This is a genomic window from Halorubrum sp. B53, from assembly GCF_059752395.1.
In genome coordinates, this window is sequence record NZ_MWTH01000015.1 from 123437 (window position 1) to 147307 (window position 23871).

Genomic DNA, 23871 nt, shown 5'->3' on the forward strand with positions numbered 1-23871 from the left:
GGGGCTATGCGGCCCACGGCTCACACTGACGTCCGGCCCTCCACGACTTTTTAACCGTCCGGGTCCACCACTCGCGGTATGGCGAAGTACTCGACGGGCGGTGGCGGCGGCGGCGACGACGGCGACGCCTGTGAGCTCTGCGGGCGAGAGACCTCGAAGCTTCAGCGGGCCACGGTCGCCGGCGCGAAGCTGCTGGTGTGCCCGGACTGCCGCCCGCACGACGACGCGGGCAACGCGCCGGAGAGCCGGGGCGGCCCGGGAGACGGAGGCAGCCGCGGCGGGAGCTCCGGCGGGAGCCCCGGCGGCGCCAGCGCCGAATCGAGCGGCCCGGAGAGCCGGAAGAAGGAGCTCGCGCGGAAGCAGGCGAAGATGTACGACTCCGCGACCGGCGACTCCAAGCACTGGGAGGAGGGCGGCACGAGCTACGAGTCCGACCGGCTCCCGTACCTCGTCTCCGGCTACGGCGACGACGTGGCGGCGGCCCGCCGGGATGCCGGCCTCACCGTCGAGGAGCTCGCCGAGGAGCTCGACGTCGACGAGGACGACGTGTTTGCGGTGGAGGACGGCCGGGCCGCGACAGCCGGCGTCGGCGGCTCCGTCGTCCGCGCTTTGGAGGAGCGGCTCGGCGTCGAGATCGTGGACGAGTGAGCTACCCCCCGTCGAGTTCAGTCGCGCCGCGTTACTCTTTCGGCGGCGCCGGCACCGCGAGCACCGGACGGTCGCTCCCGAGGATGACGTCCTGGGTCACGCTGCCGAAGACGGCCTTCCCCGACGGCCGGCGCTTGCGGCCGGAGACGCAGATCGCGTTCGGGTCGACATCGGCGGCGGCCGCGAGCAGCTCGTCGGCCGGGTCGCCGCTCGCCTCGTAGTGGACGCAGGTGACCCCCGCCTCTTCGAGCGTCTCCCGGGCGCGGCGCACGGCCGACAGCTGGTGGACCGAGGCGCCCTCGGGGTTGTCTCGGAACACGTGACACAGGGTCGCCTTCGTCTCGTCGGCCGCGTGCGGGAGGTCGGCGACCGCCTCCGCCTGCGCGACCGCGCGTCGATCCGCTCCGTTGTCGATCCCGATGAGCACCTCGTACATACCCCAACGTTCGCAGACGACTCTTATAAACGGTGGCAGGGGTTCCCGTCCGCCGCCACTGACCCTCCCACGCCTTTTACTCGATGCCGACGAACGCTCTCGCATGATCACGGTCAAAGACACCGTCCACGACCACATCGAGATCGACGGTGTCGCCGCCGAGCTGATCGACACGCCCGCCGTCCAGCGCCTCCGCCACGTGAAACAGCTCGGCACGGTCCAACTCGTCTACCCCTCCGCGAACCACACTCGCTTCGAACACAGCCTCGGCGTCTACCACCTCGCCAGCCGCGCGCTCGATCACCTCGGAATCGCCGGAAAGCGGGCCGAGCGGATCGAGGCGGCGGCGATGCTCCACGACGTGGGGCACGGCCCGTTCAGCCACAACCTGGAGTCGCTCACCCACCGCCGAACGGGGAAATACCACGACGACGTCGAGGAACTGCTCGCGACCGGCGCGGTCGGTGACGTCCTCCGTGACCGCGACCTCGATCCGGACCGGATCGCCGGCCTCGTCGGCGGTGAGGGCCCCTACGCCGGGCTCGTCTCGGGCGAGCTCGACGTCGACCGGATGGACTACCTCGTGCGCGACGCCTATCACACCGGCGTCCCCTACGGCACCATCGACACCGAGCGGTTCGTCCGCGAGCTGACGTTCGTCGATCGGGGCGGTGACGCGGACGACGGGCCGGACCGCGACGGGTCGGACCGGGACGGCCCGGAGCTGGTCCTCGACGAGGGGAACGTCCAGACCGCGGAGAGCCTCCTGCTGGCTCGCGCGCTGATGAACCCGGTCGTCTACACCCACCACGTCGCGCGCATCTCGAAGGCGATGCTCCGGCGGGCCGCGAGCGAGCTCCTCGACGCGACCGAGACGACGGCCCCCGAACTCCGGCGCATGGACGACCACGACTTCCTCGCCGCGATCCGCGACTGCCGGGCGACCGCAGAGCTCTCCCGGCGCTACGACGAGCGCGACCTCTACAAGCTGGCGGTGTGGGCCGAGCACGACGACGTGCCCGAGCGCGTCCACGAGGCGGACCACGCGACCGAGGTCGCCTTGGAGCGCGAGATCGCCGAGGTGGCCGGCGTCGCTCGCGAACACGTGATCCTCGACGTGCCGCCGGAGCCGTCGATGCGCGAGTCGACGGCGCGCGTGACGGTCAACGGAGAGATCCGGCGGCTCGAACGGCAGTCGCCGCTCGTCTCCGCGCTCCGGACCGCGCAGCGCAACCAGTGGCGCCTCGGCGTGTACGCCCCGAAGCCGGCCACCGACCGCGTCGGTCGCGCGGCCGCGGACGTGCTCGGGCTCGACCCGGACGGGCTCGTGACCGAAGTGCGCGGGGCGATGCCGACGACGCTCGACGAGTTCGAGTAAGCGGCGACCCAGACTCGCCGCCGATCCGTTCCCGTGGCGTTTTAACCTCGGGCTGGCGACCGTGAGGTATGCATCTGGAGGGGACGATACTCCTCGGCGAGGCGTTCGACCCCGTCGAGGGGCGGGTGGTCGTCGACGACGGGGAGATCGTCCGGATCGAGGAGGCGTCGGTCGAGAGCGACGACGTGGTCCTCCCCGCGTTCGTCAACGCGCACACCCACATCGGCGACTCCATCGCGAAGGAGGCCGGCGAGGGGCTCTCGCTCGACGAGCTGGTCGCCCCGCCGGACGGGCTCAAACACCGGCTCCTCCGCTCGGCGAGCCACGAGGAACTGGTGGCGGCCATGGCGCGGACGCTCCGGTACATGGAGTCGACCGGCACCGGCACCTTCCTCGAGTTCCGCGAGGGCGGCGTCGACGGCGTCGCCGCGCTGCGTGACGCGGTCGCCGGCGCCGGCGTCGAGTACGGGGAACGGGCGATCGACCCGGTCGTGCTCGGCCGCGACGACCCCGACGTGCTCTCGGTCGCCGACGGCTACGGCGCCTCCGGCGCCCGCGACGCCGACTTCGACGCGGTGCGGCGGGAGACCCGCGAAGCGGGGAAGCTGTTCGGGATCCACGCCGGGGAGCGCGACGCCGACGACGTCAACCCCGCGATGGACCTCGATCCGGACTTCCTCGTCCACATGGTCCACGCCGAGCCGCTCCACCTCGAACGGCTCGACGACCGCGGCACGCCGGTCGTCGTCTGCCCGCGGTCGAACCTCGTGACGAACGTCGGCGTCCCGCCGATCCGCGAGCTCGCCGAGCGGACGACCGTCGCGCTCGGCACCGACAACGTGATGCTCGACTCGCCGTCGATGTTCCGCGAGATGGAGTTCGCCGCGAAGCTGGCGGACCTCCCCGCCCGCGACGTGCTCCGGATGGCGACCGTCAACGGCGCCGAGATCGCGGGGCTGAACCGCGGGGTCGTCGAGCCGGGCGCCGACGCCGACCTGCTCGTCCTCGACGGCGACTCCGACAACCTCGCCGGCGCGCGCGACATCGTCCGAGCGGTCGTCCGACGGGCGGGCGCTGCCGACGTCTCGCGGGTCGTCATCGGCGGCGACGAGGTCGCGTCGTCGGGAGACTGAAGCCGATCGCGGCCGTACTGTTTTTCGATGGCCACGTTCTCGCTTTTGACGGGCCTCGCGCTCGGACCGGTCGTCGGACTGCTCGCGACGCTCGCGATGGACCGCGTGATGCCCCGGCTCCCGGAAGGGACGACAGCCCCCAAGGTCGCCGCGAGCGTGCTCACCGACACGCCGGTCGACGCCGCCCCGGAGCGGCTGGCGACGTGGGTCCACTACGTCGCCGGCGGCGGCTCCGGGCTCCTCTTCGTCGGGCTCGTCGCCGCGGTCCAGATCGCCCCCGGCGTCGGCGGGGGCGTCGCGCTCGTCGTCGCCTCGCCGGTCATGCTCGCGCTGATGGTCGGCTTCTTCGCGCTCGTCCCGCTCCCCCGGGCGAAGGGGCTCCCCCGCCAGCGGCTCTCGACGATCCGGCGCGACTGGGCGCTCTCGGCCGCGACGTACGTCGTCGTCGCCGCGGTCCTCGTCGCCGTCGCGGGCGGCGTCTAACATTCGTACCGGTCCTCGGACGGACCCGGAGAGAAACGGTTTAGTCGCTGGCACCTGCCGGATCGCTCATGCACGCCATCACTCGATCCGGCTGGATCGAGGTCATCTCCGGGTCGATGTTTTCGGGGAAAACCGAGGAGCTGTTGCGCCGCCTCCGGCGGTCCGAGATCGCCGGGCAGTCCGTCGCGGTGTACAAGCCGGCCGTCGACGACCGCTACGGCGAGACGACGATCGGGAGCCACACGGGCCGCCAGTGGAACGCGACTGTCGTCGACAACGAGGGTGACGGGCCTCTGGACATCCTCGACGACGAGCCGTTCCCGGAGGTCGTCGCGATCGACGAGGCGAACTTCTTCTCGGACGCGCTCGTCGAGGCCTGTAACGCGCTCGCCGACGCCGGGACCCGCGTGATCGTCTCGGGCACCGACCAGACGTTCCGGGGCGAGCCGTTCGACCCGCTCCCGCAGCTCATGGCGACCGCCGAGTACGTCGACAAGCTCCAGGCGATCTGCTCGCAGTGCGGCGAGCCCGCCTCGCGGAACCAGCGGCTCATCGAGGGCGAGCCAGCGCACGCGGAGGACCCAACGATCCTCGTCGGCGCGGAGGAGTCGTACGAGGCCCGGTGTCGCGATTGCCACGTCCTGCGGACCGGCGAGCGCCCCGACGGCGGTCGGGCATATCTGGCCGATGACGACGCCGGGTCGACCGAGTCGAACGATGCGGACGACCCGGACGGACGGACCGACGAGGCGTCCGAAGAGCCGGTGGACGCGAGCGACGACTGAGGAGAGTTTAAAAGGGAACGGGCGTCGCGGTCCGCCGAGCTACTCGCCGGTTCGATCGTCGGTCCCCGTCGCGCCGTCGTCGAGGGCGGTGTCGGGCTCGGGGTCGGACTCGGTCGTCGCGAGGCGGAACAGCCCGACCAGCGAGACGAGCGCGAGGACCGCTCCCTCGGCGCGCGCGGCGACGTACGCCCACTCCCGGGGCTCCGCGTCGCCCGCGTCGCGGTAGACGACGCGGGTCCACGCCCGCACGACCGGGCGCGGTGCGAGCGTCTGGACGAGCCCCACGAGACCGACGACCAACAGCAGCGCTGCTCTCATACGGACCGCTTCGCCGGGCGTATTTAAAAGCGATGCGCCGCTGACGCCCGGCGTCGGTGCGGACGTGTCGACGCCCGTCACGCCCGCTCGGCGGCCGCGAGGAACCGGCGACAGGTCGCGGCGGCCCACTCCCTGACCGGCGGCGTGTCCGACCAGCACACCGCCGCGAGCCCCCGCTCGTCGAACAGCCCGACGACGGCGCGCTCGCCGACGAGGAGCACGCCGACCGGCGAGTCGCCCTCGTGGCGGTACGCCTCGACGCCGCGCGCATCGAGCGCCGACCGGACCGCGGCGCCCGCGGGACCGTCGAGCCGGTCGCCCGCGCTGCCGGTGAACACCAGCCGCGTTTCCCCCTCGACATCGCCGGCGACCCGGCGGGCGAGCGACGGGTCGGCGCGCGGCACCACGCCGACGACGGAGCCGGTACCGTCGACGGAGCCGCCCTCGCCGAGGAGCGCGGCGAGCCGCGCGACGGGCCCGGGGTCGTCGCCGCGCTCGACGACGGTGATCGCGGTCCCCGGTTCTCCGACGTCGAGGTCGACGGCCGCGTCCACGAGCGCGCGGAGCGCGGGTCCGGGGGAGACGTCACTCACCGCCGGGGTCCTCCGGCGGCCGCGGGGGATACGACTGCCGCCCGCCGGTCGACTGCCGGGCGAGCAGCCGGGCCGTCGCGCGGCGTCGGTCGTCCGGGCGCTCCTCGGTCGTCTCGTCGTAGTACAGCACCGTCAGGCCGAGCCCCGCCCGCAGGAGCTCGTTGGCCGCGAACCGGTACCGGTCGTCGCTCGGGCCAGACGGCGTCGCCGACGCGGACCGGAGGTGGCCCTCGACGAACAGGTAGCCGCCGGGAACGAGCGCCTCGGCGAGGTCCGCGAAGCGGTCGAGCGTGTGGAAGAAGCTCATCGTGATCAGCTCGTACGCCTCGCTCGGAAAGCCGTAGGTCGCGACGTCGCCGCGGATCGGTTCGATCCGCTCTTCTATCCCCTCCTCCGCGGCGCGCTCGCCGACGATCCGCAGCCCCTCGCGGGAGGTGTCGAGGGCGTCGACCGCGTAGCCGGCCTCGGCCAGAAACACCGCGTTCCGGCCGGTGCCCGCGGCGACGTCGAGCGCGCGCCCGTCGGGGATCGACGGCTCGTACGAGCGCAACACGGGCGACGGCTCCGGCTCTCGCGGGTAGTCGCCGGCCGCGAACCGCTCGTCCCAGTCGGTCATGCCCGACGCTTGCGACCGGCCGAGCGTAAACCCCACGGGCGTGGGGGTCGCAGTACGACCATGGACGAGACGGAGTCGACCGCGGCGGTCCTCGGCGACCTGCTGACCGACAGGCACGAGTCGCTCGCGGTCGCGGAGTCGCTGACCGGCGGCTTGGTCGGGTCGCGCGTGACGGACGTGCCCGGCGCGAGCGCCTACTTCGATCGGGGGTTCGTCACCTACGCGTACGACGCGAAGCGCGAGCTGCTCGGCGTCTCCCGCGAGTCGCTCGACGCCGAGGGAGCGGTGAGCGCGGCGGTCGCAGAGGAGATGGCGGCCGGAGCTCGCGATCACGCGAACACGACGTGGGGGGTCGCCACCACCGGCGTCGCCGGGCCGGGCGGCGGCACGGCCGAGAAGCCCGTCGGCCTCGTCTACGTCGGCGTCGCGTACGCCGCCCCGTGGGGGACCGAGGCGTCCTTCGTCCGGAGCGAACGCGTCGTCCTCGACGGGGACCGCGACGCCGTGAAACGCGGCGCAGTCGACGCCGCGCTCGACGCGCTCGTTCGAGCGATCCGCGAGGTCGACGCCGGGGAGTAGAGAGCGGGTCGACGCCGGAGCGTAGAGTCCGGTCAGACGCGGACCGAGCCGTGCGAACGCGCGAGCGTTTATCCCTGCCGCCCGTGTACACTCCCCATGGTAGAGCGCGTACTGGTGGCCATGGACGACTCAGAGCTCTCCGAGCGAGCGCTCCGGTACGCGCTCGACGTGCATCAGGACGCCGACGTGACGGTGTTACACGTCGTCGGGGAGCCCTCCGGAATGATGGGAGCGGCGACGGGGATCGCGCTCGCCGACGACAGCGAGGAGCGGGTCCGAGAGCTCTCCGAGGACGTGTTCGAACGGGCCGGAGAGATCGCCACGGAGGTCGGGGTCGAGGTCGCGGTGGAGTCGGAGGTCGGGTCGCCGGCGAGCCGGATCGTCGAGCGCGCCGACGACTTCGACGCGGTCGTGATCGGGACGCACAGCGGGTCGCTCGCCGACCGGCTCCTCGTCGGGAACACGGCGAAGTCGGTGTTCCAGAACGCGCCGGTCCCCGTGACGGTCGTTCGCTGACGCGGGAGCGACGGCCCGGCCCCCCTCCGCCCGCGCCGTCAGCCGTCGATGTACGCGTGACCGACGACCGCGACGATCAGCGCCGCGACGACGATCCACGCGAACGGCTCGACGGCGAGCAGGCGGAGCGGCCGGACCACGGACTCCTCGAGGCCGAACAACACGCCGGCGGCGAAGACGATCGCGAGGACGAGGGCGGCGACGACGCCGGCGACGCCCAGCAGCGCGGTGTCGGTCCGGTCCATACCGCGGATCGGTGCGGGGTATATATAAACGGATCCCGGGGAATCCGCTGGGGTCCAGCGGGGAGTGCGAAGCCAGGGCAGGGATTTGAACCCCGGAAGTCTCGATTACAAGTCGAGTGCATGAACCGCCCATGCTCCCCTGGCGCAGGCTGGCGTACTCGGGCCTCGTATGAGTGCGTGTCGCTTTCGGCGAGCCTGACGCCCGCCCGCGATCAGTCGGTTCCGTTCGCGGTCTCGTTCTCGGCGGAGTCGTCCTCGTCGACGCTCCCGCCCGTCGACGCCGACAGCGACTTCGTCAGCTCGACGCGGTGGAGGTCGTACCCCCGGTCCGTATAAAACGTCCGGGCGCGGTCGTTGTCGGCGAGCGCCTCCAGCGCGACCGCTTCGGCGCCCGACGCCGCGAGGGCCCGCTCGGCGGCGTCCAGCAGGTCGGCGCCGATCCCCTCGCCGCGTCGCTCGGGGACGACGAACAGGTTGCTCACGGTCCCGCGAACGCGCTCGCGCTCGTACCCCTCGCGGTCGAGCGAGAACCCGACGAATCCGATGGCCCTGTCGTCGCCGTCGCGGGCGACGAGCAGCTCCCCGGTGACGACCGAGCGCGCGACCCACTCGCGGACCGCCGCTCGGTTCGACTCGGCGAGCAGCGTCGAGCCGTGGCGCCGCTGGTCCTCCGCCAGCGCGACCCACAGGTCGGTGACGTCGTCCACGTCGTCGACCGTCGCCGGCGCGACCGTCGACCCCTCGGCGTCGGGCATTCGGTTTCCGATTCGGCGCGGCGTGGCATGAGGCTACCGGCGAGCGCGACCGGGAGCGCGGTGAGAAGATCGACGAGAGCCGCGACGTGAGCCGCGACGTGAGCCGCGACGATGGCCGTGAGAGGTCCGTAACCGGGTGCGACTCACACCTCGCGGCACTCCGGACAGACCGCTTGGCCGTTCGCGGTCACCAGGTCGGGGACGAGCGCCCCGCAGCTCTCGCAGACGCCCTGTGTCGCCGACTCGGACACGTCAGTCGTGGCGGCCTCGCTCGCCGGGTCGACGCCGCCGTCGGAGCCGAGCATCGCCTCGTCCCCCTGCCGCGTTCCGCGGACCGACTCGCCGCCGACGACGTCCTCGCGGGCGCCGTCGCCCGTCCGCGGCGCCCCCGCGGCGAGCGCGTCGCCGGCGGTGACGACGCCGACGGCCTCGCCGGACTCGACCGCCACGACGCGGTCGGCCCCCTCGGAGACGAGCCGCTCCTCGACGGCCGCGAGCGAGTCGTTCGGCGCCACCGTCGGGAGGGGCGGCCCCATCACCGATCCGACCGTGGGGCCGTCGCCGTCGGCGTCTCCGGGGGTCCAGCCGTCGGCGCCGAGCAGTGCGTCCAGCGCGCTCCGGCAGTCGAGCCGCCCGACGGGTTCGCCGCCCCGGACGACGACGAGGCAGTCGGTGCCCTCGTCCACGAGCAGGCCGGCCGCGTCGGCCAGCCGGTCCGACTCGCTCACGCCGAGGAACTCGCGATGCATCACGTCGCGAACCGTGGTGTCTGTTCGCATGAAACGTGGATCCGCAGCGATCGGCTAAAAGCTGCCCCCGGTATCGTTATACCGACTCCGTACGTAGAGGCTTGATCGGTGCCGAAAGGCCGGTTTCGCGGAGGCCGCGAGCTCGCGCTCGCGCCGTCAGCGAGCGCCACCTTGCGCCGTCAGCGAGCGTCCTCTCACGACGACGCGGGTCGAAGAGGAGGGTTGAAACCCTCCGGCGTTCGAGCGGGACCATGACCATTCCCTCGTTCGTGATCGGGATCGCGGGAGGGACCGGCGCGGGCAAGACGACGGTCTCTCGACTCGTCACGCGCGATCTCGACGACAGCGTCACCCGGATCCCGCTGGACAACTACTACGAGGACCTCTCCCACTTGGACTTCGAGGAGCGCCAGTCGGTCAACTACGACCACCCGTCGGCGTTCGAGTGGGACCTCCTCCGCGAGCACCTCGAGGCGCTGCTCGAGGGACAGACCGTCCAGATGCCGCAGTACGACTTCGAGATCCACAACCGAAAAGAGGAGCGCGTCGAGGTCGAGCCCACCGACGTCATCGTGCTCGAGGGAATCCTCGCGCTGTACGACGAGGAGGTAAACGACATGATGGACCTCCGGCTGTTCGTCGAGACCGACGCCGACGTCCGCATCCTGCGCCGAATCCGCCGGGACGTGATCGAGCGCGGCCGCGACCTGGAGGGCGTCATCGACCAGTACCTCTCGACGGTGAAGCCGATGCACGAGCAGTTCATCGAGCCGTCGAAGAAACACGCCGACGTGATCATCCCGGAAGGCGCCAACAGCGTCGCCGTGAACCTCCTCGAGGAGAAGCTCCGCGCCGAGGTCGAGGGCGACGCCGTCCGGAGCTGGGAGCGCGGGAGCTTAGAGGAGGAGCTCGGCGAGGAACGCTCGCTCGACATCGACGACGACTGAACGAATTCGACGTTGATCTCGGGTGAGGGATGAACGCCGGCTAATTCTCAGCCGCTCGTTTATAGATAGATAATGCTGAATCGACGGTGACCATCTCCAAAGCCCCCGGCGCTCGGCTATACGTCGTCGCTGACTCTGCGACGAACACCTCCAAAGCCCCAGCCGCGAGGCGGCCTCGGAGGCACGCGCCACCGCACCGATTTATAAGTAATCGCTGGGGTCGCTCGCGTTATTTAAATATGGAATCTCGACCGATTCCGCTTATCGCCGCCGGCTCGACACCCGCTCCTCGGCAGTCTCGGCGCTGACGACCTCGTAAAGTATCGCTCGGCCGTTGTCCTCTTTCGGCCTGAGCACCCGCCCGAGCCGCTGAGTGAACTCCCGTTCGCTGCCGGAGCCGGAAAGGACGACCGCGACGTTCGCGTCCGGCACGTCGACCCCCTCGTCGAGGACGTTCGCGGCGACCACCCGGCCGTACGTCCCCTCGCGGAAGCGCTCCAAGATCTCGCGGCGCTCCTTCGCGCCCGTCTCGGCGGTGATCGCGGGCAGGAGGAACCGCTCCGAGAGCCGGTAGACGAGGTCGGTGTGGGCGGTAAACACGATCACGCGGTCGTCTCGGTGGCGGTCGAGGATCGACTCCAAGCGGTCTACCTTCCGATCCGCGTTCATCATGATCTCGCGGGCCTCCTGCTTCGCTAAGAGGGCCTCGCGGGCGGCCGGGTCGTTGCCGGAGCGCTTCACGAGTTCTTGATAGTCGCTCCCGCTGGAGAAGGTGATCCCCGCCTCCCGGACGTACTCGACGAAGGTGCCCTGTTTCTCCTCGTACCGCTCCCGCTCCGCGGGCGTCAGCTCCACCTCGATCCGGCGGATGTCGTACGGCGCGAGGTGGTCGCCCGCGAGGTCGTCGACGTCGAGCGCGTAGGCGCGGTCGCCGATCAGCTCCGCGACCGTCTCGTGGGCGCCGTCGGGGCGCTCGAACGTCGCCGTCAGGCCGAGCCGCGCGGGCGCCGCGAGCAGCCGCGCGACGTCGCGGTACCCCTCGCCGCCGAGGTGGTGGACCTCGTCGAAGACGACGAACTCGAAGGCGTCGCCGACGCCGTCGGCCTTGAGGTACGCCGAGTCGTACGTCGACACCGTGATCGCCTTCCGGCGCTGCTCGCCGCCGCCGAACCGGCCGATCGGGACGTCGAACTCCCGCTCTAACTCCCGCTGCCACTGGTCGAGTAAGTCGACCGTGGGGACGACGACGAGCGTCGGGACGCCGAGCTCGACCATCGCGCGGATCGCGATCACGGTCTTGCCGGCCCCGGTGGGGAGCTCGAGCACGCCGCGGTCGCCGGCGTCGCGCCACGCGTCGAGCGCCTCGCGCTGGTACTCCCGGAGGTCGTAGTCGGTCGCGAGCGCGTCCGGGAGCCCCGCCTCGCTCGCGGCGCGGTCGCTCGCGTCCAACACGTGGTCCTCGACGCTCGCGCCGGCGACCTCCAGCGCCCGTCGGATCGCGGCGTAGCGGTAGGCGGGCGCCCGTCCGGTCCCCGAGCGCGGGTCGGTCTCGACGCCCGGGAGCGGCGGGAGCGACGCGAGGGGGCTACCCTCCTCGGTCGAGCCGTCCCCGTCGCCGGCGTCGACCCGGATGGTCCCGTCCTCGTAAGTCAGCCGGACGTTCATCGCCGGACGTTGCCGCCCGATTTATAAATGGGCTCCGCCTCTCGCCGACATGCGCGCGGACGAACTCGACCCCGAACTCGCCCCCGTCGTCGACGAGATCGAGGCGCTCGGACTCCCCGAGTGGCACGCGCTCTCGGTCGACGCCGCGAGACGCGTCGAGGACGAGGTGTTCTCCGGCGACCCGGAACCCGCGGTCGCCGACGTCCGGGACCTCGCGTTCGACGGGCCCCACGGCGAGGTGCCGGTGCGGGTGTACCGCCCGGAGGAAGCCCTCGATCGGTCGACTCCGCCCACCCGCACCCTCGTCCACTTCCACGGCGGCGGCTGGACGCTCGGCACCCTCGACTCGATCGACGGCCCCTGTCGCGAACTGGCGACCCGCGCCGACGCCGTGGTCGTCTCCGTCGACTACCGGCTCGCGCCCGAACACCCGTTCCCCGTCGCGGTCGACGAGGCGGCCGCGGCCGTCGAGTGGACCGCTGACAACGCGACCGCCTTCGGCGGCGACCCGGACCGACTGGGCGTTTCCGGCACCAGCGCCGGCGCGACGCTCGCGCTCGCGGCGTGTCTGCATCGCCGGGCGTTCGGCGGCCCGGAAATCGCCGGGCAGTTCCTGCTCTACCCGATCGCGGGCGACGACTTCGAGACCGACTCGTACCGCGAGAACGCCGACGGCCCGCTGCTCACCCGCGCCGACATGCGGTGGTTCTTCGAGCAGTACCTCCGGAGCCCGGTGGACGCGCGCAACCCGTTCGCGGTGCCGCTCCGCGCGGACGACCTCGGCGACCTCCCGCCCGCCACGGTGGTCACCGCCGGCTTCGACCCACTCCGGGACGACGGCGTCGCGCTCGCGGAGCGGTTCGAGGCGGAGGGGACGCCGGTCGAGCACCGCCACTACCCGGCGATGGCTCACGGGTTCTGTAGCCTCGCCGACCGCGTCGACGTCGCGGAGGCGGCGCTGTCGGCGGTCGCGGGCGACGTTCGCGAGCGATTGTAGCGGGGCCGGTCTCGCGGATCGGGGCGACGCCCCCAAGTGGCTCGCCGAGAGAAGTGAGCCATGACGCTCATCGGCTCCGCCGTCACCTTCGTCGTCGGACTCCTCGTCGGCGGCCTGGCGATCTTCGTCGGCGCCGCGGTCGTCACCGGCACGCGCGACTACGGCCACGCCGTCTTCACGGCGCTGTTCGGCGCGATCGTCTGGGGGCTCGCCGCCTTCTTCCTCTCGTGGATCCCGCTGATCGGCGAGTTCATGCCGCTGATCGCGTGGGTGTGGCTGATCCGGCGGCGCTACGGCGTCTCGTGGGTCCACGCGGGGATCATCGGCTTCGTCGCGTGGGCCTCGGCCGTGCTCGTGCTCGCGGTGCTCTCCTCCGTCGGCGTCACCGACGCCGTGGGGGTTCCCCTCGTCCGCTCGCTGGCCGCGGTCTAATGCGGCCACCCCCGCGGTCGACGCCCGCGCTTACTCCGAAACCGTCGTCTTCACGATGCTAACCGGCGCGGTCGACCGACGCGAGACGCGTTCCGTGACGGAGCCCAGCATCCGTCGGTAGTCGCCGGACCGCGTCTTCGATCCCATCACCGTCAGGTCGATGTCCTCCTCGTCGACGTAGCGGAGGATCTGCTCGTGGGGGACGCCGTACACCAGGTCGGTGACGACGTCGACGCCCGCGTCGGTGGCATGGGACGCCACCGCCTCGAGCGCCTCGCGGCCGCGCTCCTCTAACGTCTCCTCGGCGCCCTCCGCGCCGTCGACGAACTCGTCGCCGGAGTACGCGTTGATCACGTCGCTGTCGACGACGTACAGCACGTGGAGGGTCGCGTCGTATCGGTCCGCGGCGTCGACGGCGTGGTCGATCGCGCGGTCCACGCCTTCGCTGCCGTCCGTGGGGAGCAGTATCCGGTCGTACATACGCGGCGATTCGCGCGCTCGGCGAATAAATCGGTCGCCGTTTCCCGAACGGTTAACACGCTGTAACGCGCCGGACCCTCCATGACAGCGGCCGCGGATCGACTGTTCGTGAACGGGGAGGTCCACACGCTCGCGGCGCCCGACGAGACGCGCGAGGCGATTGCGGTCCGGGACGGGGCGATCGTCCGGCTCGGGCCCACCCGCGACGTCGAGTTCCTGGAAGGGGTCGACACCGACGTCGTCGACCTCGGCGGGCGCGTCCTCCTCCCGGGCTTCGTCGACGCCCACACCCACCTGACGACGGTCGGGCGATACCTCGTCCACGCCGACCTCTCGACCGCCGACTCCCCGGCCGAGGCGGTCGACCTGCTCAAAGAACGAGCGGCGGAGGTGGAGGAGGCCGACGAGGCGGGTACCGACTCCGGTCCGGCCGCCGACCCCGTCCTCGGCTACGGCTACGACGAGTCGACGTGGGACGAGGACCGCTACCTGACGCGAGGGGACCTCGACCGCGTCTCGACCGAGCGACCCGTGGCCGCCTTCCGCGAGGACATGCACGTCGCCGCGGTCAACGGGGTCGCCCTCGATCGGTTCGCGGACGCGCTCGCCGCGGCGCCCGACGAGACGGTGCCGACCGACGGGGACGGCGAACCGACCGGGGTCCTCCTCGAGAGCGCGATCGACCCGATCTACGAGGCGTTCGAATCCGGACCGGCCGAGACGAAGGAGATCGTCGAGGCCGCGCTGGCCGACTGCGCCGCGAAGGGGATCACCGGGTTCCACGACATGGTGCGGAACTCTCACGCGCCGCGGGCGTACCGCGAGCTGGACGCGGCCGGCGAGCTGACCGCGCGCGTCCGGATCAACTACTGGAGCGACCACCTGGACGCGCTCCGCGAGGTCGGCCTCGGGACGAACGACGGGAGCGACACCGTCGAGACCGGCGCGATCAAGTCGTACACGGACGGGAGCTTCGGGGGACGGACGGCGAAGCTCTCCGAGCCGTACGCGGACGCCCCCGACGAGACCGGTCAGTGGGTCGTCGACCCCGACGAACTGGCGGAAACGGTCGCCGCGGCGACCGAGGCCGGCTACCAGTTCACCGCACACGCCATCGGCGACGAAGCGGTCGACGCCGTGCTCGACGCCTACGAAGACGCCTCCCATACGGATCCCGGCGAGGCCCGTCATCGGATCGAGCACGTCGAGCTCGCCGACGACGCCGCGATCGACCGGCTCGCCGAGTCGGGCGTCGTCGCCAGCGTCCAGCCGAACTTCCTCAAGTGGGCCGGCGAGAACGGGCTCTACGAGTCCCGGCTCGGGCCGGACCGCACCGCCGCGACGAACCGCTACCGCGATATGCTCGACGCGGGCGTTCGCCTGGCGTTCGGCTCCGACGGGATGCCGATGGACCCCCTGCTCGGCGTCCACCACGCGGTCAACGCCCCCGCGGAGGCGCAGCGGCTGACGGTGACCGAGGCGCTGCGAGCGTACACCCGCGGCGCGGCGTACGCGGGCTTCGACGAGCACCGGCTGGGCACGGTCGCCGTCGGAAAGCGCGCGGACCTCGTCGCCCTCGACGCGTCACCGTGGGAGCGGGCCGACGAGATCCGCGACGTCGACGTCGCGATGACGGTCGTCGACGGCGAGGTCGTGTACGACGACCGGTGAGCCGGCCACGCCGTCTCGGGGAGAGACGGCGACGGACCCCCCGTCGGAAAACTCCGCAAGCACTGCCAGAAAACAGTAGTTATTAATCATGTAGTTCCTACGACCGACCATGGCAGAGATAGCCATCGAATACGCGGCCGGCAGTCGCCTCCAGCCGGAGGCGGAGACGGCCCGACGCCTGATCGACTCGTACCTCGGCGACCGGTCTGACGTCGACGGGGTAACCCTCTCGCCCTCCACCGACTCCGTGTTCTGCGTCAGCGTCGAGGGCGACCGCATCTGGTGTACGGACCCGCGCGAGTGGATCGACGCGATGGAGGCCGTCACCGCGGCCCGACGCCGACTCTCCGAGCTGTCGTAGGCGGTGGGCGAGACGGTCCTCGGTTACGAATTTTTTATTTGACCGTTCGTCGTTGCCACCGCCATGACCGAGACCGAGGACCGGTGCGGGTACGTTCACGAGGACGCCGACGCGGCACCGGCCGGCTGGGAGTGTCCTCACCCGGCCGACGGCGACGAGCGGTGCGTGTTCCACCGACCAGCGGGCGACGGAGGCGCGGACCGCGTCGCCGCGGCGTTCGAGGCGGCGGTCGCGGCCGGCGAGTCGGACCCGCGTCGCCGCCGCTTCTACGGCGCCACGATCGAGCGACTCGCGCTCCCGCCGGGGACGCTGCTCGCGGGCGACCGCTCCCACGCCGTCGACCTCGCGGACGCGACGGTCGGCGAGATCGCGGTCGACGGCGCGACCGTCGGCAGCGACCTCCGCCTCGACGGCGCGACGGTCGCCGGCGACTTCGACGCGAAGGGACTGACCTGTTTCGGCGATCTCCGCTGTCAGGGCCTCAGTGCGGCGAGCGTCGACCTCAGGAAGGCGACGGTCGACGGCGCCGCGGACTTCGCGTTCGCGACGGTCGACGGCTCGTTCAGCGTCACCCGCGCGGAACTCGGTCGGCTGGCCCTCAGCGACGCCGAGGTCGGCGGCACAGTGAACGCGAACCTCGTCCGCGTCGACGAGCGGACGGAAGTGAACAGCGCGGCGGTCGAGGGCTCCGTCCTTGCGGCCGACGCGACCTTCGACGGTGAGGTCCGCGCGATGGGCACGTCGGTCGGCGGCGCACTCGCGTTCACTGACAGCGCCTTCGGCGACGGGTTCAACGGGAACGACGCGAGCGCCGACCACGGGATGCGCGTCGGCGGCCCGACGGTGTTCAAGGGGGTCGCGGTCGACGGCGCGACCGACTTCCGGTACGCGACGTTCGAGGGGCCGGTCCAGTTCCACCCGGAACAGCACAGCACCGAGACGCGGTTCGACGGCGCGGTCGACTTCGAGCAGGCGACGTTCGAGGCCGGGTTCGACCTCCGAGAGGTCGTGTTCGACGGCCGACTGTACCTCGCGGACGCGACGGTGTCGGGTACGGGGCGGCTCGACGGCGCCGAACTGGACCGCGGAGCGACCCTCGACCGGACGGAGACGAGCGCGGCCGTCTCCGCGGCCTCGGCGCGGATCGGCGGCCAGCTCTCGATGGCGGACTGCGAGTTCGGCGGCGCGGTCGCGTTCGACGGGGCGGTCGTCGCCGGCGAAATCGACTGTAACGGCGGGACGCGCGACGGGGCCACCCGGTTCGGGTCGGGACTGTCGCTCGCCGACGCGGAGTGCCGGTCCGGCGTCGACCTCCGGTGGGTCGAGTCCGAGGAGCGGATCTCATTCCACGACCCGGAGACGGCCGGCCGGACCACGTTCGGCGACACGGTCGATGCGACCGGCGCGCGCCTCGACGACGGCCTCGACGCGAGGGCGGCCCGGTTCGACCACCTCGCCGGATTCGAGGCTGTCCGCGCCGGCGGCGACGTCCGCCTCGACGGGTGCGAGATCGGTCGGCTCCGGAGCGACGTCTCTCCGGCTGACGACGGAGACCGGCCGACCGTGACGGCACACGGGGCGTCCGTGAGCGAGGGCCGGATCGCCCACCCCGGCGACGGGACGGTCACGTACGACTTCGCGGACGCCCGGATCGGAAGGGTTCGGATCGAGGCCGGCGACGGACCGATCGCGCCCCTCGCCGCGGTCAGGTTCCTCGGGACCTCGTTCGACGGCTTCCGGTTCGGTCCCCACCACGGGGCGCTCGAAGCGATCAGCTGGCGGCTCCACGACACGGAGACGGACGCCGACCTCCCGGAGCCGGATCCCGGCCCCCGACGCCTGGAGACCACGTATCAGCAGGCGAAGACCGGAGCCAACGGCGTCGGGGACGCGACCGCGGCGGCGGAGTTCTTCAGGCGCGAGATGCGCCACCGCCGCGCCGGTCACGCCGCGGATGTCAGGTCGGAGCGCGGGGCCGACCGCGCGGTCGCCGCGTACGACTGGCTCGCGAACGCCGTCCTCGACGCGACGGCGGGATACGGCGAGCGGCCGAGCTGGACCATGCTGTCGTCGGTCGTCGTCGTCCTCGCCTTCGCCGGCGGGTACGCCGCGCTTGGCGTCCCGGCCGACTCCGCGGGCGAACTGCTGCTGTTCAGCTTCCAGAGCTTCATCACCTTCGTGATCGGGCCGGCGCCCGCCGAGTCGTTCTCCGTCCGTCTGCTCAGCTCGGCGCAGGGGTTCCTCGGGGCGTTCCTCGTGGCGCTTTTCGTCTTCGCGTTGACCCGTTCGGTCGACCGGTAAGCGCTCGCGGCGGGCGGGCGAACACGGCGCGTCGCTCCCGGCTGCGGGGCTACCGCCCGTCCTCGTGCGCCCGCACGAACTCCCGCAGCAGTTTCCCGGCGGCCGCCGCGGCCTGCCCGTCGTCGCGGTCGTTCACCTCGACGACGTCGAAGCCCTCGGCCCGGGGCGCGACAGCCCGCACCAAGTCACGGGCCTCGCGGGGATCGAGCCCGAACGGCTCCATCGTCCCGGTCCCCGGCGCGAAGCCGGGGTCGAGCCCGTCGATATCGATCGAGCAGTAGACGGACTCGCCCGCGAAGGGGTCGTCACCCTCGTCGCTCGCGAGTCCGTCGATCCACTCGCGGGCGTGTTCGGGCGCGACGACCTCGACGTCGGCGTCGGACGCGCGGTCCCACTCCGCCTCGGAGCCGGTTCGCGCGCCGACGATCACGGCCCGGTCGACGCCGAGGTCGTCGAGGCACCGGCGCGTGACGCAGGCGTGGTTCCACGGATTCCCGTCGTACGCGTCCCTGAGGTCGAGGTGGGCGTCGCAGACGACGAGCGCGTCGGGGTCGACCGCCTCGACGCCCGCGTACGTGACCGTGTGTTCGCCGCCGACAAGCAGGGGGACGGCGTCGTCGTAGCCGACGCTCCGCAGTTCGGCGGCGAGGTGATCGAGGTACGCCTCGACGTCGTCCCAGGGGGAGACGTCGCCCGCGTCGTGAACGCCCAGCGCGGAGAAGCGACTGTCGGTGCGGCGGTCGTAGTCGTCGTAGGTCTCGGAGAAGCGCCGGATCCGGTCCGGTCCGAACCGGGTGCCCGGCTGAAACGTGGTCGTGGCGTCGAGCGGAGCGCCGACGACCACGTAAGAAGCAGCTTCGCGGTCGGTCGTCGCCCCGGGAAACATCGCCGATTACCCGATGATCTTCCGTTGGCCCTCGTAATCGAGGTACTCGATGTTGTCGTCCGAGGTGAAGTCCTCGCCCTCGGGGATGCGCATCGTGAACGTGTCGTAGGTGTCTAAGTCCATCACCTGGACCTCGTCGTCGTTGACGTTGACGACCTGGCCCTGCTTCCGCTGGATGATCGGGACCCAGACCTTCGCGTCGACCGGCTGGGAGAGCGAGCGCTTCTTGTCGTCGAAGACGCCCTTGCCCTCGACGCGCGCCTTGGCGCTCCCGTGTTTTCCGGGCTTTGCAGTGCTGTAGTGGTTGATCTTGCAGGGGGAACCGTCCATCATCACGTAGCTGCCCTCCTGGAGTTCGCGAACCTGCTTCTGCTCTCGCGGCATACGCGCTACTTTTTCCGGGGCGGGTATAAACGGTTTGGAACGGCGTCGACGCCGGCGTTCGGGCGTTCGGCCGCGCCGCGGAACGGGCTGTCGTCGACGCCGACCTGGGGCCCCCGATTCAGGGGTCGAGCTCGTCGACGTACTCCTCGGGCTCCCCCTCGTCGTCCGCGTCGCCGTCCGGCGGGACGAACTGCCCGGTGATCAGGTAGCTGGCGATGAAGAGGCCGATGAAGCCGACCCCGACCGCCGCGGTCGTCCGTACGACGAACGGGAAGTCGACCCACCAGAGGGCGCGGTCGGCGATCATCATCGCGACGAAGGCGACGAGCAGCGCCTTCTGCTCGTCGGTCGGGTCGCGGACGAAGCCGACGACGTCCTCCTTGAGCTCGCCGAAAAAGCCCATCTCAGGCACCCCTCTCCGCGTCGGCCTCCCGGCGGTCGGCGCTCGCCGCCTCCATGGCGCGGCTCACCCGCCGCAGGCCCTCCTCCAGCTCGTCGGTCGGCAGCCCGAACCCGATCCGGAAGCGGTTCGGAAAGCCGAACAGCCCGCCGGGCGCGAGTACGACGCTCTCCGTCTCGACGACGGTGCGGCAGAACGCCTCGGCGTCGTCGAAGCCGTCGGGCACCGTCACGAACCCGTTGACGCCGACCGGGTCGTGCCAGTCGAGGTCGTGGCGCTCGATCCAGTCCGCGACGATCGCGCGGTTCGTCGCCGCCAACTCGCGGTTCTCCTCGAGGATCCGCGGCTCGCGTCGGCCGAGCGCCTGCTTCGCGACGTGCTGGCCGAACAGCGACGGGGAGATAGTGGTGTAATCCTTCCACCGCCACGCGCGCTCGACGACCGCCTCGGGGCCGGCGATCCAGCCGAACCGGAGCCCGGCGAGCCCGTACGCCTTCGTGAGGCTCGTCGTCGAGATCCCGTGGCGGCCGAAGCTCGCGACCGGCGGCTGCGGATCGTCGGCGAGCAGCCGGTACACCTCGTCACAGAGGAGGTACGCGTCGCGATCGACGGCGATGTCGTAGGCCGCCCGCATCGCCGTCTCGTCGTGATACTGACCCGTGGGGTTGTTCGGGTTGTTGACGACGATCACGGCGGTGTCGTCGCGGGCCGCGTCGGCGATCGCTTCAGCGTCGAGCTCCCACTCGGGCGGTTCCAGTTCGACGCGGGTCACGTCGCCGAACGCGTCCGGCACGGCGTGGAGCGCCTGGTACGTCGGCGTGACGACGACCGCGTGGCTGCCGGAGCCGACCGTCGAGTCGGGGTCGGGGCTCTCGGCGTCGCCCAGCAGCGAGAGGAACGCGAGGAAGTTCGCCTCCTGCGTCCCGCAGGTGAACAGCACCTCGTCGGCGCTCCGGCCGTAGCGGTCGCCGACCGACGCACGGAACTCGGGGTCGCCGTTCGTCGGGATGACGTAGTCGAGCCGGCCCGGATCCAAGTCGAACCGGCTCGCGTCCAGCGAGCGGATCCCGCTCTCGGCCAACATGATGTCGGCCTCGTGCTCGTACTCCGCGAACCAGCGTTCGAGGCCGAACGGGTCGATGCGCATACCGGACGTGGGAGTGGCGCGAGGTTAGGTGCTACGGTCCCACGCGGCGATCGCGAGCGAGACGCGCTCCCGAGGGGGACGGCGCCGGCGGCCGGGTCCCGCGGTTCGTCACCGCAACGGCTTTTGGCCCTGCTTGCGACCGGATACCATGTTACTCAACCGGAGGCGACTGCTAGGCACGCTGCTCGTCGCGGTGGCCGCGCTCGCGGCGATCGTGCTGGCGGAGGTGCTCCGAACCGTCGTCTTCGCGGTCACGGTCGCGTACGTCCTGTATCCGATCCGGCAGCGATTCGTCGAACGCGGGCTGTCCCGGCGGATCGCGTGCGTCGCGACCACCGCCGTCGCCTTCGTTGCCGCCGTGCTCCTCGTGGTCCCGCTGCTCTACGTGCTGTATCGGCGGCGGGCGGAGCTGATCGAGATCATCGGCCAGATCCCCGACGCCGTCCCGATCACTGTTGGCGGGTTCGAGCTGGTCATCGAGATGGTGCCGTACGTGGCGGCCGCCGAGGCGTGGGTCCGAGGGGCCGCGCTCGCGGTCGCGGCCGCGGCGCCCCGGCTCGTCTTGGAGCTCGTCGTGTTCACCTTCCTCGTGTACGGGATCCTCTACCGACCCGGGGCGGTCGGAACCGCCGTCTTCGGCGTGGTCCCGACCGAGTACCACGATATCCCGACGCGGCTCCACGAGCGGACGCGGGAGACGCTGTACTCGATCTACGTCCTGCAGGCGGCGACGGCGTCGGCGACGTTCGTGCTCGCGGTCGCGGTGTTCTGGGGCCTCGGGTACGGCTCTCCGGTCCTGCTGGCCGTCATCGCGGCCGTCCTCCAGTTCGTTCCGGTCATCGGCCCGAGCGTGCTCGTCGTCGCGCTGGCCGCTGGAGACGTCCTCGTCGGGGAGACCGGGCGGGCGGTCGCCGTGTTGGCGCTCGGCCTCGTCGTCGTCTCGTTCGTCCCCGACGCGGTGATCCGGACGCAGCTCGCCGACTGGACCGGTCGGATCTCTCCCGGGCTGTACTTCGTCGGATTCGTCGGCGGTATCCTCACGCTCGGTGCCGTCGGGCTCATCGTCGGCCCGCTCGTCGTGTCGCTGCTGCTCGAAGTGATCGACATGCTCTCCGAGCACGACGCGCCGGCCGACCGCATCGGAGAATCCGTCGATTCGAGGAAGTGACCGGGGGAGCGGTCGCCTTCGCACTCGTACTTACCCCTTTTATAATCCTCACCGGTTCGCCTTCCGTCCGGGCCACCGGCACGGCTTTCCCCCGCCCGACCGTGTGTTTTCGTATCCGATGTCCTCGACGAATCCTCCCACCGCGCTCGCGGACGCCCCGCACCTCTCGACGCGACGACTCGACGACCTCACCGAGCGCGTGCGCCGCGCGAGTTCCACTACGTCGAGGGACGCGCCGGGCGAGAGCGACGCCCTCGACGTGTTCGCGCCGGCGACGACCGAGCGGATCGGCTCGGTGCCGGCCTGCGACGGCGACGACGTCGACGCCGCGGTCGAGCGCGCCCGGGCGGCGCAGGCCGAGTGGGCCGAGACCCCCGCGACCGAGCGCGCGGCCGTCATCGATCGGTTCGGCGACCTCGTCACGGACCACCGCGAGGAGCTGCTCGACGTCCTCCAACTGGAGACGGGGAAATCCCGGCGAACCGCGGTCGAGGAGCTGTTCGACGTGCCGACCGGCTGCACGTACCTCGCGGACGAGGCGCCCGACGCCCTCGCCGAGGACCGCCGACAGGGGGCCTTCCCCGGGCTCGCGACCGCGACGGTCACCTACGACCCGGTCGGCGTCGTCGGCGTCATCTCGCCGTGGAACTACCCGCTGACGCTGTCGATGGCCGACGCGCTCCCGGCGCTCGCCGCGGGCAACGCCGTCGTCTGCAAGCCGGACGAGAAGACGCCGTACGGGGCACTGCTGCTCTCGGAGCTCTTGGAGGTCGCCGGCCTCCCGGACGACCTCTTCCAGGTGGTCACCGGCGAGGGGGCGACGGTCGGGCCCGCGCTGATCGACGCGGTCGACTACGTGGCGTTCACCGGGAGCACCGAGACGGGCCGGACCGTCGCCGAGCGCGCGGGCCGGAACCTGATCGACTGCTCGCTGGAGCTCGGCGGCAACAACCCTCTCGTCGTGCTCAGCGACGCCGACGTCGACGAGGCGGCCCGCGGCGCGGTCGACGCCTGCTTCTCGAACGCCGGGCAGCTCTGTCTCTCCGCCGAGCGGATGTACGTCGAGGAGTCGGCCTACGAGCCGTTCCTCGCCGCGTTCGTCCGGGAGACGGAGGACCTCACGCTGGGGACTGGCTACGACTACGACGCCGACCTCGGCTCGCTGATCGACGCCGACCAGCTCGCCCGCGTCCGGAGCCACGTCGACGAGGCCCGGGAGGACGGCGCGACCGTGGAGACGGGGGGTCGCCACAGGCCGGACGTTGCCCCCTACTGCTACGAGCCGACCGTCCTGACGGGCGTCGAGCCCGACGCGACGGTCGCCTGCGAGGAGACGTTCGGGCCGGTCGTCGTCGTGACGCCCGTCCCGGACGCGGCCGCCGCCGTGGAGGCCGCGAACGACTCGCCGTACGGCCTCAACGCGAGCGTGTGGACCGCGGACCGTGAGCGCGGCGCGGCGGTCGCCCGCGAGATCGACTGCGGCACCGTCAACGTCAACGACGGCTTCATCGCGACGTGGGGCGCGGTCGACGCCCCCATGGGCGGGTTCGGCGACTCGGGGCTCGGACGCCGCCACGGCCCGGAGGGGATCCGGCGGTACACCGAATCGCGGACGGTCGGGGTCTCCCGAGTCGGCCCGCTCGGCTTTCCCGAGCGGATCCCGACCGACTGGTTCGTCCGCGGCGCCTTCGCGGCGACGGCGCTCGGCCGGAAGGCAAGTCGGAGCGTACGGCGGCTGAAAGAGCGGATCGGGTTGTGATGACTATTAAATAATTCTTAAACAGTATAAATACAGCAA

28 protein-coding genes and 1 tRNA gene are annotated in these 23871 nt (G+C 71.5%); 15 read left to right on the plus strand and 14 right to left on the minus strand.

The window, feature by feature from the left end; genetic code table 11:
- The first annotated feature begins 78 nt into the window (after positions 1-78).
- The gene (locus tag B4V06_RS13060) at positions 79-648 is read left to right on the plus strand and encodes a helix-turn-helix domain-containing protein (protein ID WP_123112415.1); all 570 of its coding nucleotides are present in this window, start codon (positions 79-81) and stop codon (positions 646-648) included.
- A gap of 31 nt (positions 649-679) precedes the next feature.
- On the opposite strand, the gene B4V06_RS13065 is transcribed toward B4V06_RS13060, so the two are convergent.
- Positions 680-1084: a universal stress protein gene (locus B4V06_RS13065; protein ID WP_123112416.1), complete on the minus strand. Its 405-nt coding sequence runs from the start codon at positions 1082-1084 to the stop codon at positions 680-682.
- A gap of 103 nt (positions 1085-1187) precedes the next feature.
- Here B4V06_RS13065 and B4V06_RS13070 point away from each other — a divergent pair, with 103 nt between their 5' ends.
- The 4 genes from B4V06_RS13070 (at position 1188) to B4V06_RS13085 (ending at position 4863) form a co-directional block, all read left to right on the plus strand.
- Complete coding sequence (locus tag B4V06_RS13070; protein ID WP_498170154.1) at positions 1188-2462, plus strand: HD domain-containing protein; 1275 nt, start codon at positions 1188-1190, stop codon at positions 2460-2462.
- A gap of 68 nt (positions 2463-2530) precedes the next feature.
- Positions 2531-3595, plus strand: a complete 1065-nt coding sequence (locus B4V06_RS13075) for an amidohydrolase family protein (protein WP_123112418.1) — start codon at positions 2531-2533, stop codon at positions 3593-3595.
- Between the two features lie 27 nt (positions 3596-3622).
- Positions 3623-4078 (plus strand): hypothetical protein, encoded by a 456-nt coding sequence (locus tag B4V06_RS13080; protein WP_498170156.1) that lies wholly within the window; start codon positions 3623-3625, stop codon positions 4076-4078.
- 68 nt (positions 4079-4146) lie between these two features.
- Complete coding sequence (locus tag B4V06_RS13085; protein ID WP_498170157.1) at positions 4147-4863, plus strand: thymidine kinase; 717 nt, start codon at positions 4147-4149, stop codon at positions 4861-4863.
- 39 nt (positions 4864-4902) lie between these two features.
- Here B4V06_RS13085 and B4V06_RS13090 read toward each other — a convergent pair whose 3' ends face one another.
- The 3 genes from B4V06_RS13090 to B4V06_RS13100 form a co-directional block, all read right to left on the minus strand.
- The gene (locus B4V06_RS13090) at positions 4903-5181 is read right to left on the minus strand and encodes a DUF6199 family natural product biosynthesis protein (protein ID WP_498170159.1); all 279 of its coding nucleotides are present in this window, start codon (positions 5179-5181) and stop codon (positions 4903-4905) included.
- A gap of 77 nt (positions 5182-5258) precedes the next feature.
- Entirely contained in the window at positions 5259-5774 is a 516-nt protein-coding gene (locus tag B4V06_RS13095) for a transcriptional regulator FilR1 domain-containing protein (RefSeq protein ID WP_498170160.1), read from the minus strand.
- Entirely contained in the window at positions 5767-6390 is a 624-nt protein-coding gene (locus tag B4V06_RS13100; RefSeq protein ID WP_498170162.1) for a methyltransferase domain-containing protein, read from the minus strand. The genes B4V06_RS13095 and B4V06_RS13100 overlap by 8 nt, the downstream gene beginning before the upstream one ends.
- A 60-nt stretch (positions 6391-6450) precedes the next feature.
- Here B4V06_RS13100 and B4V06_RS13105 point away from each other — a divergent pair, with 60 nt between their 5' ends.
- Together B4V06_RS13105 and B4V06_RS13110 are read left to right on the plus strand one after the other, a co-directional pair.
- On the plus strand, positions 6451-6969 hold the full coding sequence (locus tag B4V06_RS13105; RefSeq protein WP_498170164.1) for a CinA family protein: 519 nt from the start codon (positions 6451-6453) through the stop codon (positions 6967-6969).
- 96 nt (positions 6970-7065) lie between these two features.
- Positions 7066-7485, plus strand: coding sequence for a universal stress protein (locus B4V06_RS13110; protein ID WP_123112425.1), 420 nt, complete (start codon positions 7066-7068; stop codon positions 7483-7485).
- 38 nt (positions 7486-7523) lie between these two features.
- Here the strand turns inward: B4V06_RS13110 and B4V06_RS13115 are convergent, their stop codons facing one another.
- The 4 genes from B4V06_RS13115 to B4V06_RS13130 form a co-directional block, all read right to left on the minus strand.
- Complete coding sequence (locus tag B4V06_RS13115; protein WP_123112426.1) at positions 7524-7730, minus strand: hypothetical protein; 207 nt, start codon at positions 7728-7730, stop codon at positions 7524-7526.
- A gap of 70 nt (positions 7731-7800) precedes the next feature.
- Positions 7801-7874 (minus strand) — tRNA-Thr (locus tag B4V06_RS13120).
- A gap of 68 nt (positions 7875-7942) precedes the next feature.
- Positions 7943-8485 (minus strand): GNAT family N-acetyltransferase, encoded by a 543-nt coding sequence (locus B4V06_RS13125; protein WP_498170166.1) that lies wholly within the window; start codon positions 8483-8485, stop codon positions 7943-7945.
- A 143-nt stretch (positions 8486-8628) separates the two neighbouring features.
- Positions 8629-9264 carry a CBS domain-containing protein gene (locus B4V06_RS13130; protein ID WP_498170167.1) on the minus strand — a complete coding sequence of 212 codons (636 nt, stop codon included), beginning with the start codon at positions 9262-9264 and terminating at the stop codon, positions 8629-8631.
- Between the two features lie 221 nt (positions 9265-9485).
- On the opposite strand from B4V06_RS13130, the gene udk reads away from it, so the two are divergent.
- Entirely contained in the window at positions 9486-10181 is a 696-nt protein-coding gene (gene udk / locus B4V06_RS13135) for a uridine kinase (protein WP_123112429.1), read from the plus strand.
- 261 nt (positions 10182-10442) lie between these two features.
- Here the strand turns inward: udk and B4V06_RS13140 are convergent, their stop codons facing one another.
- Entirely contained in the window at positions 10443-11846 is a 1404-nt protein-coding gene (locus B4V06_RS13140; RefSeq protein WP_498170169.1) for a DEAD/DEAH box helicase family protein, read from the minus strand.
- Positions 11847-11895: 49 nt separating this feature from the next.
- On the opposite strand from B4V06_RS13140, the gene lipP1 reads away from it, so the two are divergent.
- Both lipP1 and B4V06_RS13150 read left to right on the plus strand, forming a co-directional pair.
- Positions 11896-12843: a LipP1 family hormone-sensitive lipase gene (lipP1, locus tag B4V06_RS13145; protein WP_498170171.1), complete on the plus strand. Its 948-nt coding sequence runs from the start codon at positions 11896-11898 to the stop codon at positions 12841-12843.
- 60 nt (positions 12844-12903) lie between these two features.
- Entirely contained in the window at positions 12904-13275 is a 372-nt protein-coding gene (locus B4V06_RS13150) for a hypothetical protein (RefSeq protein ID WP_498170172.1), read from the plus strand.
- Positions 13276-13305: 30 nt separating this feature from the next.
- On the opposite strand, the gene B4V06_RS13155 is transcribed toward B4V06_RS13150, so the two are convergent.
- Positions 13306-13755 (minus strand): universal stress protein, encoded by a 450-nt coding sequence (locus B4V06_RS13155; RefSeq protein WP_123112433.1) that lies wholly within the window; start codon positions 13753-13755, stop codon positions 13306-13308.
- 81 nt (positions 13756-13836) lie between these two features.
- On the opposite strand from B4V06_RS13155, the gene B4V06_RS13160 reads away from it, so the two are divergent.
- The 3 genes from B4V06_RS13160 (at position 13837) to B4V06_RS13170 (ending at position 18088) form a co-directional block, all read left to right on the plus strand.
- A complete protein-coding gene (locus tag B4V06_RS13160) occupies positions 13837-15426 on the plus strand; it encodes an amidohydrolase (RefSeq protein ID WP_498170174.1) in 1590 nt (529 codons plus the stop codon).
- Positions 15427-15535: 109 nt separating this feature from the next.
- Positions 15536-15787: a SelT/SelW/SelH family protein gene (locus tag B4V06_RS13165; protein ID WP_123112435.1), complete on the plus strand. Its 252-nt coding sequence runs from the start codon at positions 15536-15538 to the stop codon at positions 15785-15787.
- 63 nt (positions 15788-15850) lie between these two features.
- Positions 15851-18088: a pentapeptide repeat-containing protein gene (locus tag B4V06_RS13170; protein ID WP_123112436.1), complete on the plus strand. Its 2238-nt coding sequence runs from the start codon at positions 15851-15853 to the stop codon at positions 18086-18088.
- 49 nt (positions 18089-18137) lie between these two features.
- Here B4V06_RS13170 and speB read toward each other — a convergent pair whose 3' ends face one another.
- The 4 genes from speB to B4V06_RS13190 form a co-directional block, all read right to left on the minus strand.
- Positions 18138-18974, minus strand: a complete 837-nt coding sequence (gene speB / locus B4V06_RS13175) for an agmatinase (RefSeq protein WP_123112437.1) — start codon at positions 18972-18974, stop codon at positions 18138-18140.
- 6 nt (positions 18975-18980) lie between these two features.
- Positions 18981-19358: a translation initiation factor IF-5A gene (locus B4V06_RS13180; protein ID WP_123112438.1), complete on the minus strand. Its 378-nt coding sequence runs from the start codon at positions 19356-19358 to the stop codon at positions 18981-18983.
- A 118-nt stretch (positions 19359-19476) separates the two neighbouring features.
- The gene (locus B4V06_RS13185; RefSeq protein WP_123112439.1) at positions 19477-19761 is read right to left on the minus strand and encodes a hypothetical protein; all 285 of its coding nucleotides are present in this window, start codon (positions 19759-19761) and stop codon (positions 19477-19479) included.
- Position 19762: 1 nt separating this feature from the next.
- A complete protein-coding gene (locus tag B4V06_RS13190) occupies positions 19763-20905 on the minus strand; it encodes an aminotransferase class I/II-fold pyridoxal phosphate-dependent enzyme (protein ID WP_123112440.1) in 1143 nt (380 codons plus the stop codon).
- A 148-nt stretch (positions 20906-21053) separates the two neighbouring features.
- Between B4V06_RS13190 and B4V06_RS13195 the strand changes: the two genes are divergently transcribed.
- Together B4V06_RS13195 and B4V06_RS13200 are read left to right on the plus strand one after the other, a co-directional pair.
- Positions 21054-22073 (plus strand): AI-2E family transporter, encoded by a 1020-nt coding sequence (locus tag B4V06_RS13195; protein ID WP_123112441.1) that lies wholly within the window; start codon positions 21054-21056, stop codon positions 22071-22073.
- Positions 22074-22191: 118 nt separating this feature from the next.
- Positions 22192-23832: a succinic semialdehyde dehydrogenase gene (locus B4V06_RS13200; RefSeq protein ID WP_498170177.1), complete on the plus strand. Its 1641-nt coding sequence runs from the start codon at positions 22192-22194 to the stop codon at positions 23830-23832.
- Positions 23833-23871 lie beyond the last annotated feature (39 nt).

Bases quoted from the DNA above. Each gene is read 5' to 3' on its own strand.
- B4V06_RS13060 (WP_123112415.1), top strand. From the start codon at position 79: ATGGCGAAGTACTCGACGGGCGGTGGCGGCGGCGGCGACGACGGCGAC.
- B4V06_RS13065 (WP_123112416.1), bottom strand. From the start codon at position 1,084: ATGTACGAGGTGCTCATCGGGATCGACAACGGAGCGGATCGACGCGCG.
- B4V06_RS13070 (WP_498170154.1), top strand. From the start codon at position 1,188: ATGATCACGGTCAAAGACACCGTCCACGACCACATCGAGATCGACGGT.
- B4V06_RS13075 (WP_123112418.1), top strand. From the start codon at position 2,531: ATGCATCTGGAGGGGACGATACTCCTCGGCGAGGCGTTCGACCCCGTC.
- B4V06_RS13080 (WP_498170156.1), top strand. From the start codon at position 3,623: ATGGCCACGTTCTCGCTTTTGACGGGCCTCGCGCTCGGACCGGTCGTC.
- B4V06_RS13085 (WP_498170157.1), top strand. From the start codon at position 4,147: ATGCACGCCATCACTCGATCCGGCTGGATCGAGGTCATCTCCGGGTCG.
- B4V06_RS13090 (WP_498170159.1), bottom strand. From the start codon at position 5,181: ATGAGAGCAGCGCTGCTGTTGGTCGTCGGTCTCGTGGGGCTCGTCCAG.
- B4V06_RS13100 (WP_498170162.1), bottom strand. From the start codon at position 6,390: ATGACCGACTGGGACGAGCGGTTCGCGGCCGGCGACTACCCGCGAGAG.
- B4V06_RS13105 (WP_498170164.1), top strand. From the start codon at position 6,451: ATGGACGAGACGGAGTCGACCGCGGCGGTCCTCGGCGACCTGCTGACC.
- B4V06_RS13110 (WP_123112425.1), top strand. From the start codon at position 7,066: ATGGTAGAGCGCGTACTGGTGGCCATGGACGACTCAGAGCTCTCCGAG.
- B4V06_RS13115 (WP_123112426.1), bottom strand. From the start codon at position 7,730: ATGGACCGGACCGACACCGCGCTGCTGGGCGTCGCCGGCGTCGTCGCC.
- B4V06_RS13125 (WP_498170166.1), bottom strand. From the start codon at position 8,485: ATGCCCGACGCCGAGGGGTCGACGGTCGCGCCGGCGACGGTCGACGAC.
- B4V06_RS13130 (WP_498170167.1), bottom strand. From the start codon at position 9,264: ATGCGAACAGACACCACGGTTCGCGACGTGATGCATCGCGAGTTCCTC.
- udk (WP_123112429.1), top strand. From the start codon at position 9,486: ATGACCATTCCCTCGTTCGTGATCGGGATCGCGGGAGGGACCGGCGCG.
- B4V06_RS13140 (WP_498170169.1), bottom strand. From the start codon at position 11,846: ATGAACGTCCGGCTGACTTACGAGGACGGGACCATCCGGGTCGACGCC.
- lipP1 (WP_498170171.1), top strand. From the start codon at position 11,896: ATGCGCGCGGACGAACTCGACCCCGAACTCGCCCCCGTCGTCGACGAG.
- B4V06_RS13150 (WP_498170172.1), top strand. From the start codon at position 12,904: ATGACGCTCATCGGCTCCGCCGTCACCTTCGTCGTCGGACTCCTCGTC.
- B4V06_RS13155 (WP_123112433.1), bottom strand. From the start codon at position 13,755: ATGTACGACCGGATACTGCTCCCCACGGACGGCAGCGAAGGCGTGGAC.
- B4V06_RS13160 (WP_498170174.1), top strand. From the start codon at position 13,837: ATGACAGCGGCCGCGGATCGACTGTTCGTGAACGGGGAGGTCCACACG.
- B4V06_RS13165 (WP_123112435.1), top strand. From the start codon at position 15,536: ATGGCAGAGATAGCCATCGAATACGCGGCCGGCAGTCGCCTCCAGCCG.
- B4V06_RS13170 (WP_123112436.1), top strand. From the start codon at position 15,851: ATGACCGAGACCGAGGACCGGTGCGGGTACGTTCACGAGGACGCCGAC.
- speB (WP_123112437.1), bottom strand. From the start codon at position 18,974: ATGTTTCCCGGGGCGACGACCGACCGCGAAGCTGCTTCTTACGTGGTC.
- B4V06_RS13180 (WP_123112438.1), bottom strand. From the start codon at position 19,358: ATGCCGCGAGAGCAGAAGCAGGTTCGCGAACTCCAGGAGGGCAGCTAC.
- B4V06_RS13185 (WP_123112439.1), bottom strand. From the start codon at position 19,761: ATGGGCTTTTTCGGCGAGCTCAAGGAGGACGTCGTCGGCTTCGTCCGC.
- B4V06_RS13190 (WP_123112440.1), bottom strand. From the start codon at position 20,905: ATGCGCATCGACCCGTTCGGCCTCGAACGCTGGTTCGCGGAGTACGAG.
- B4V06_RS13195 (WP_123112441.1), top strand. From the start codon at position 21,054: ATGTTACTCAACCGGAGGCGACTGCTAGGCACGCTGCTCGTCGCGGTG.
- B4V06_RS13200 (WP_498170177.1), top strand. From the start codon at position 22,192: ATGTCCTCGACGAATCCTCCCACCGCGCTCGCGGACGCCCCGCACCTC.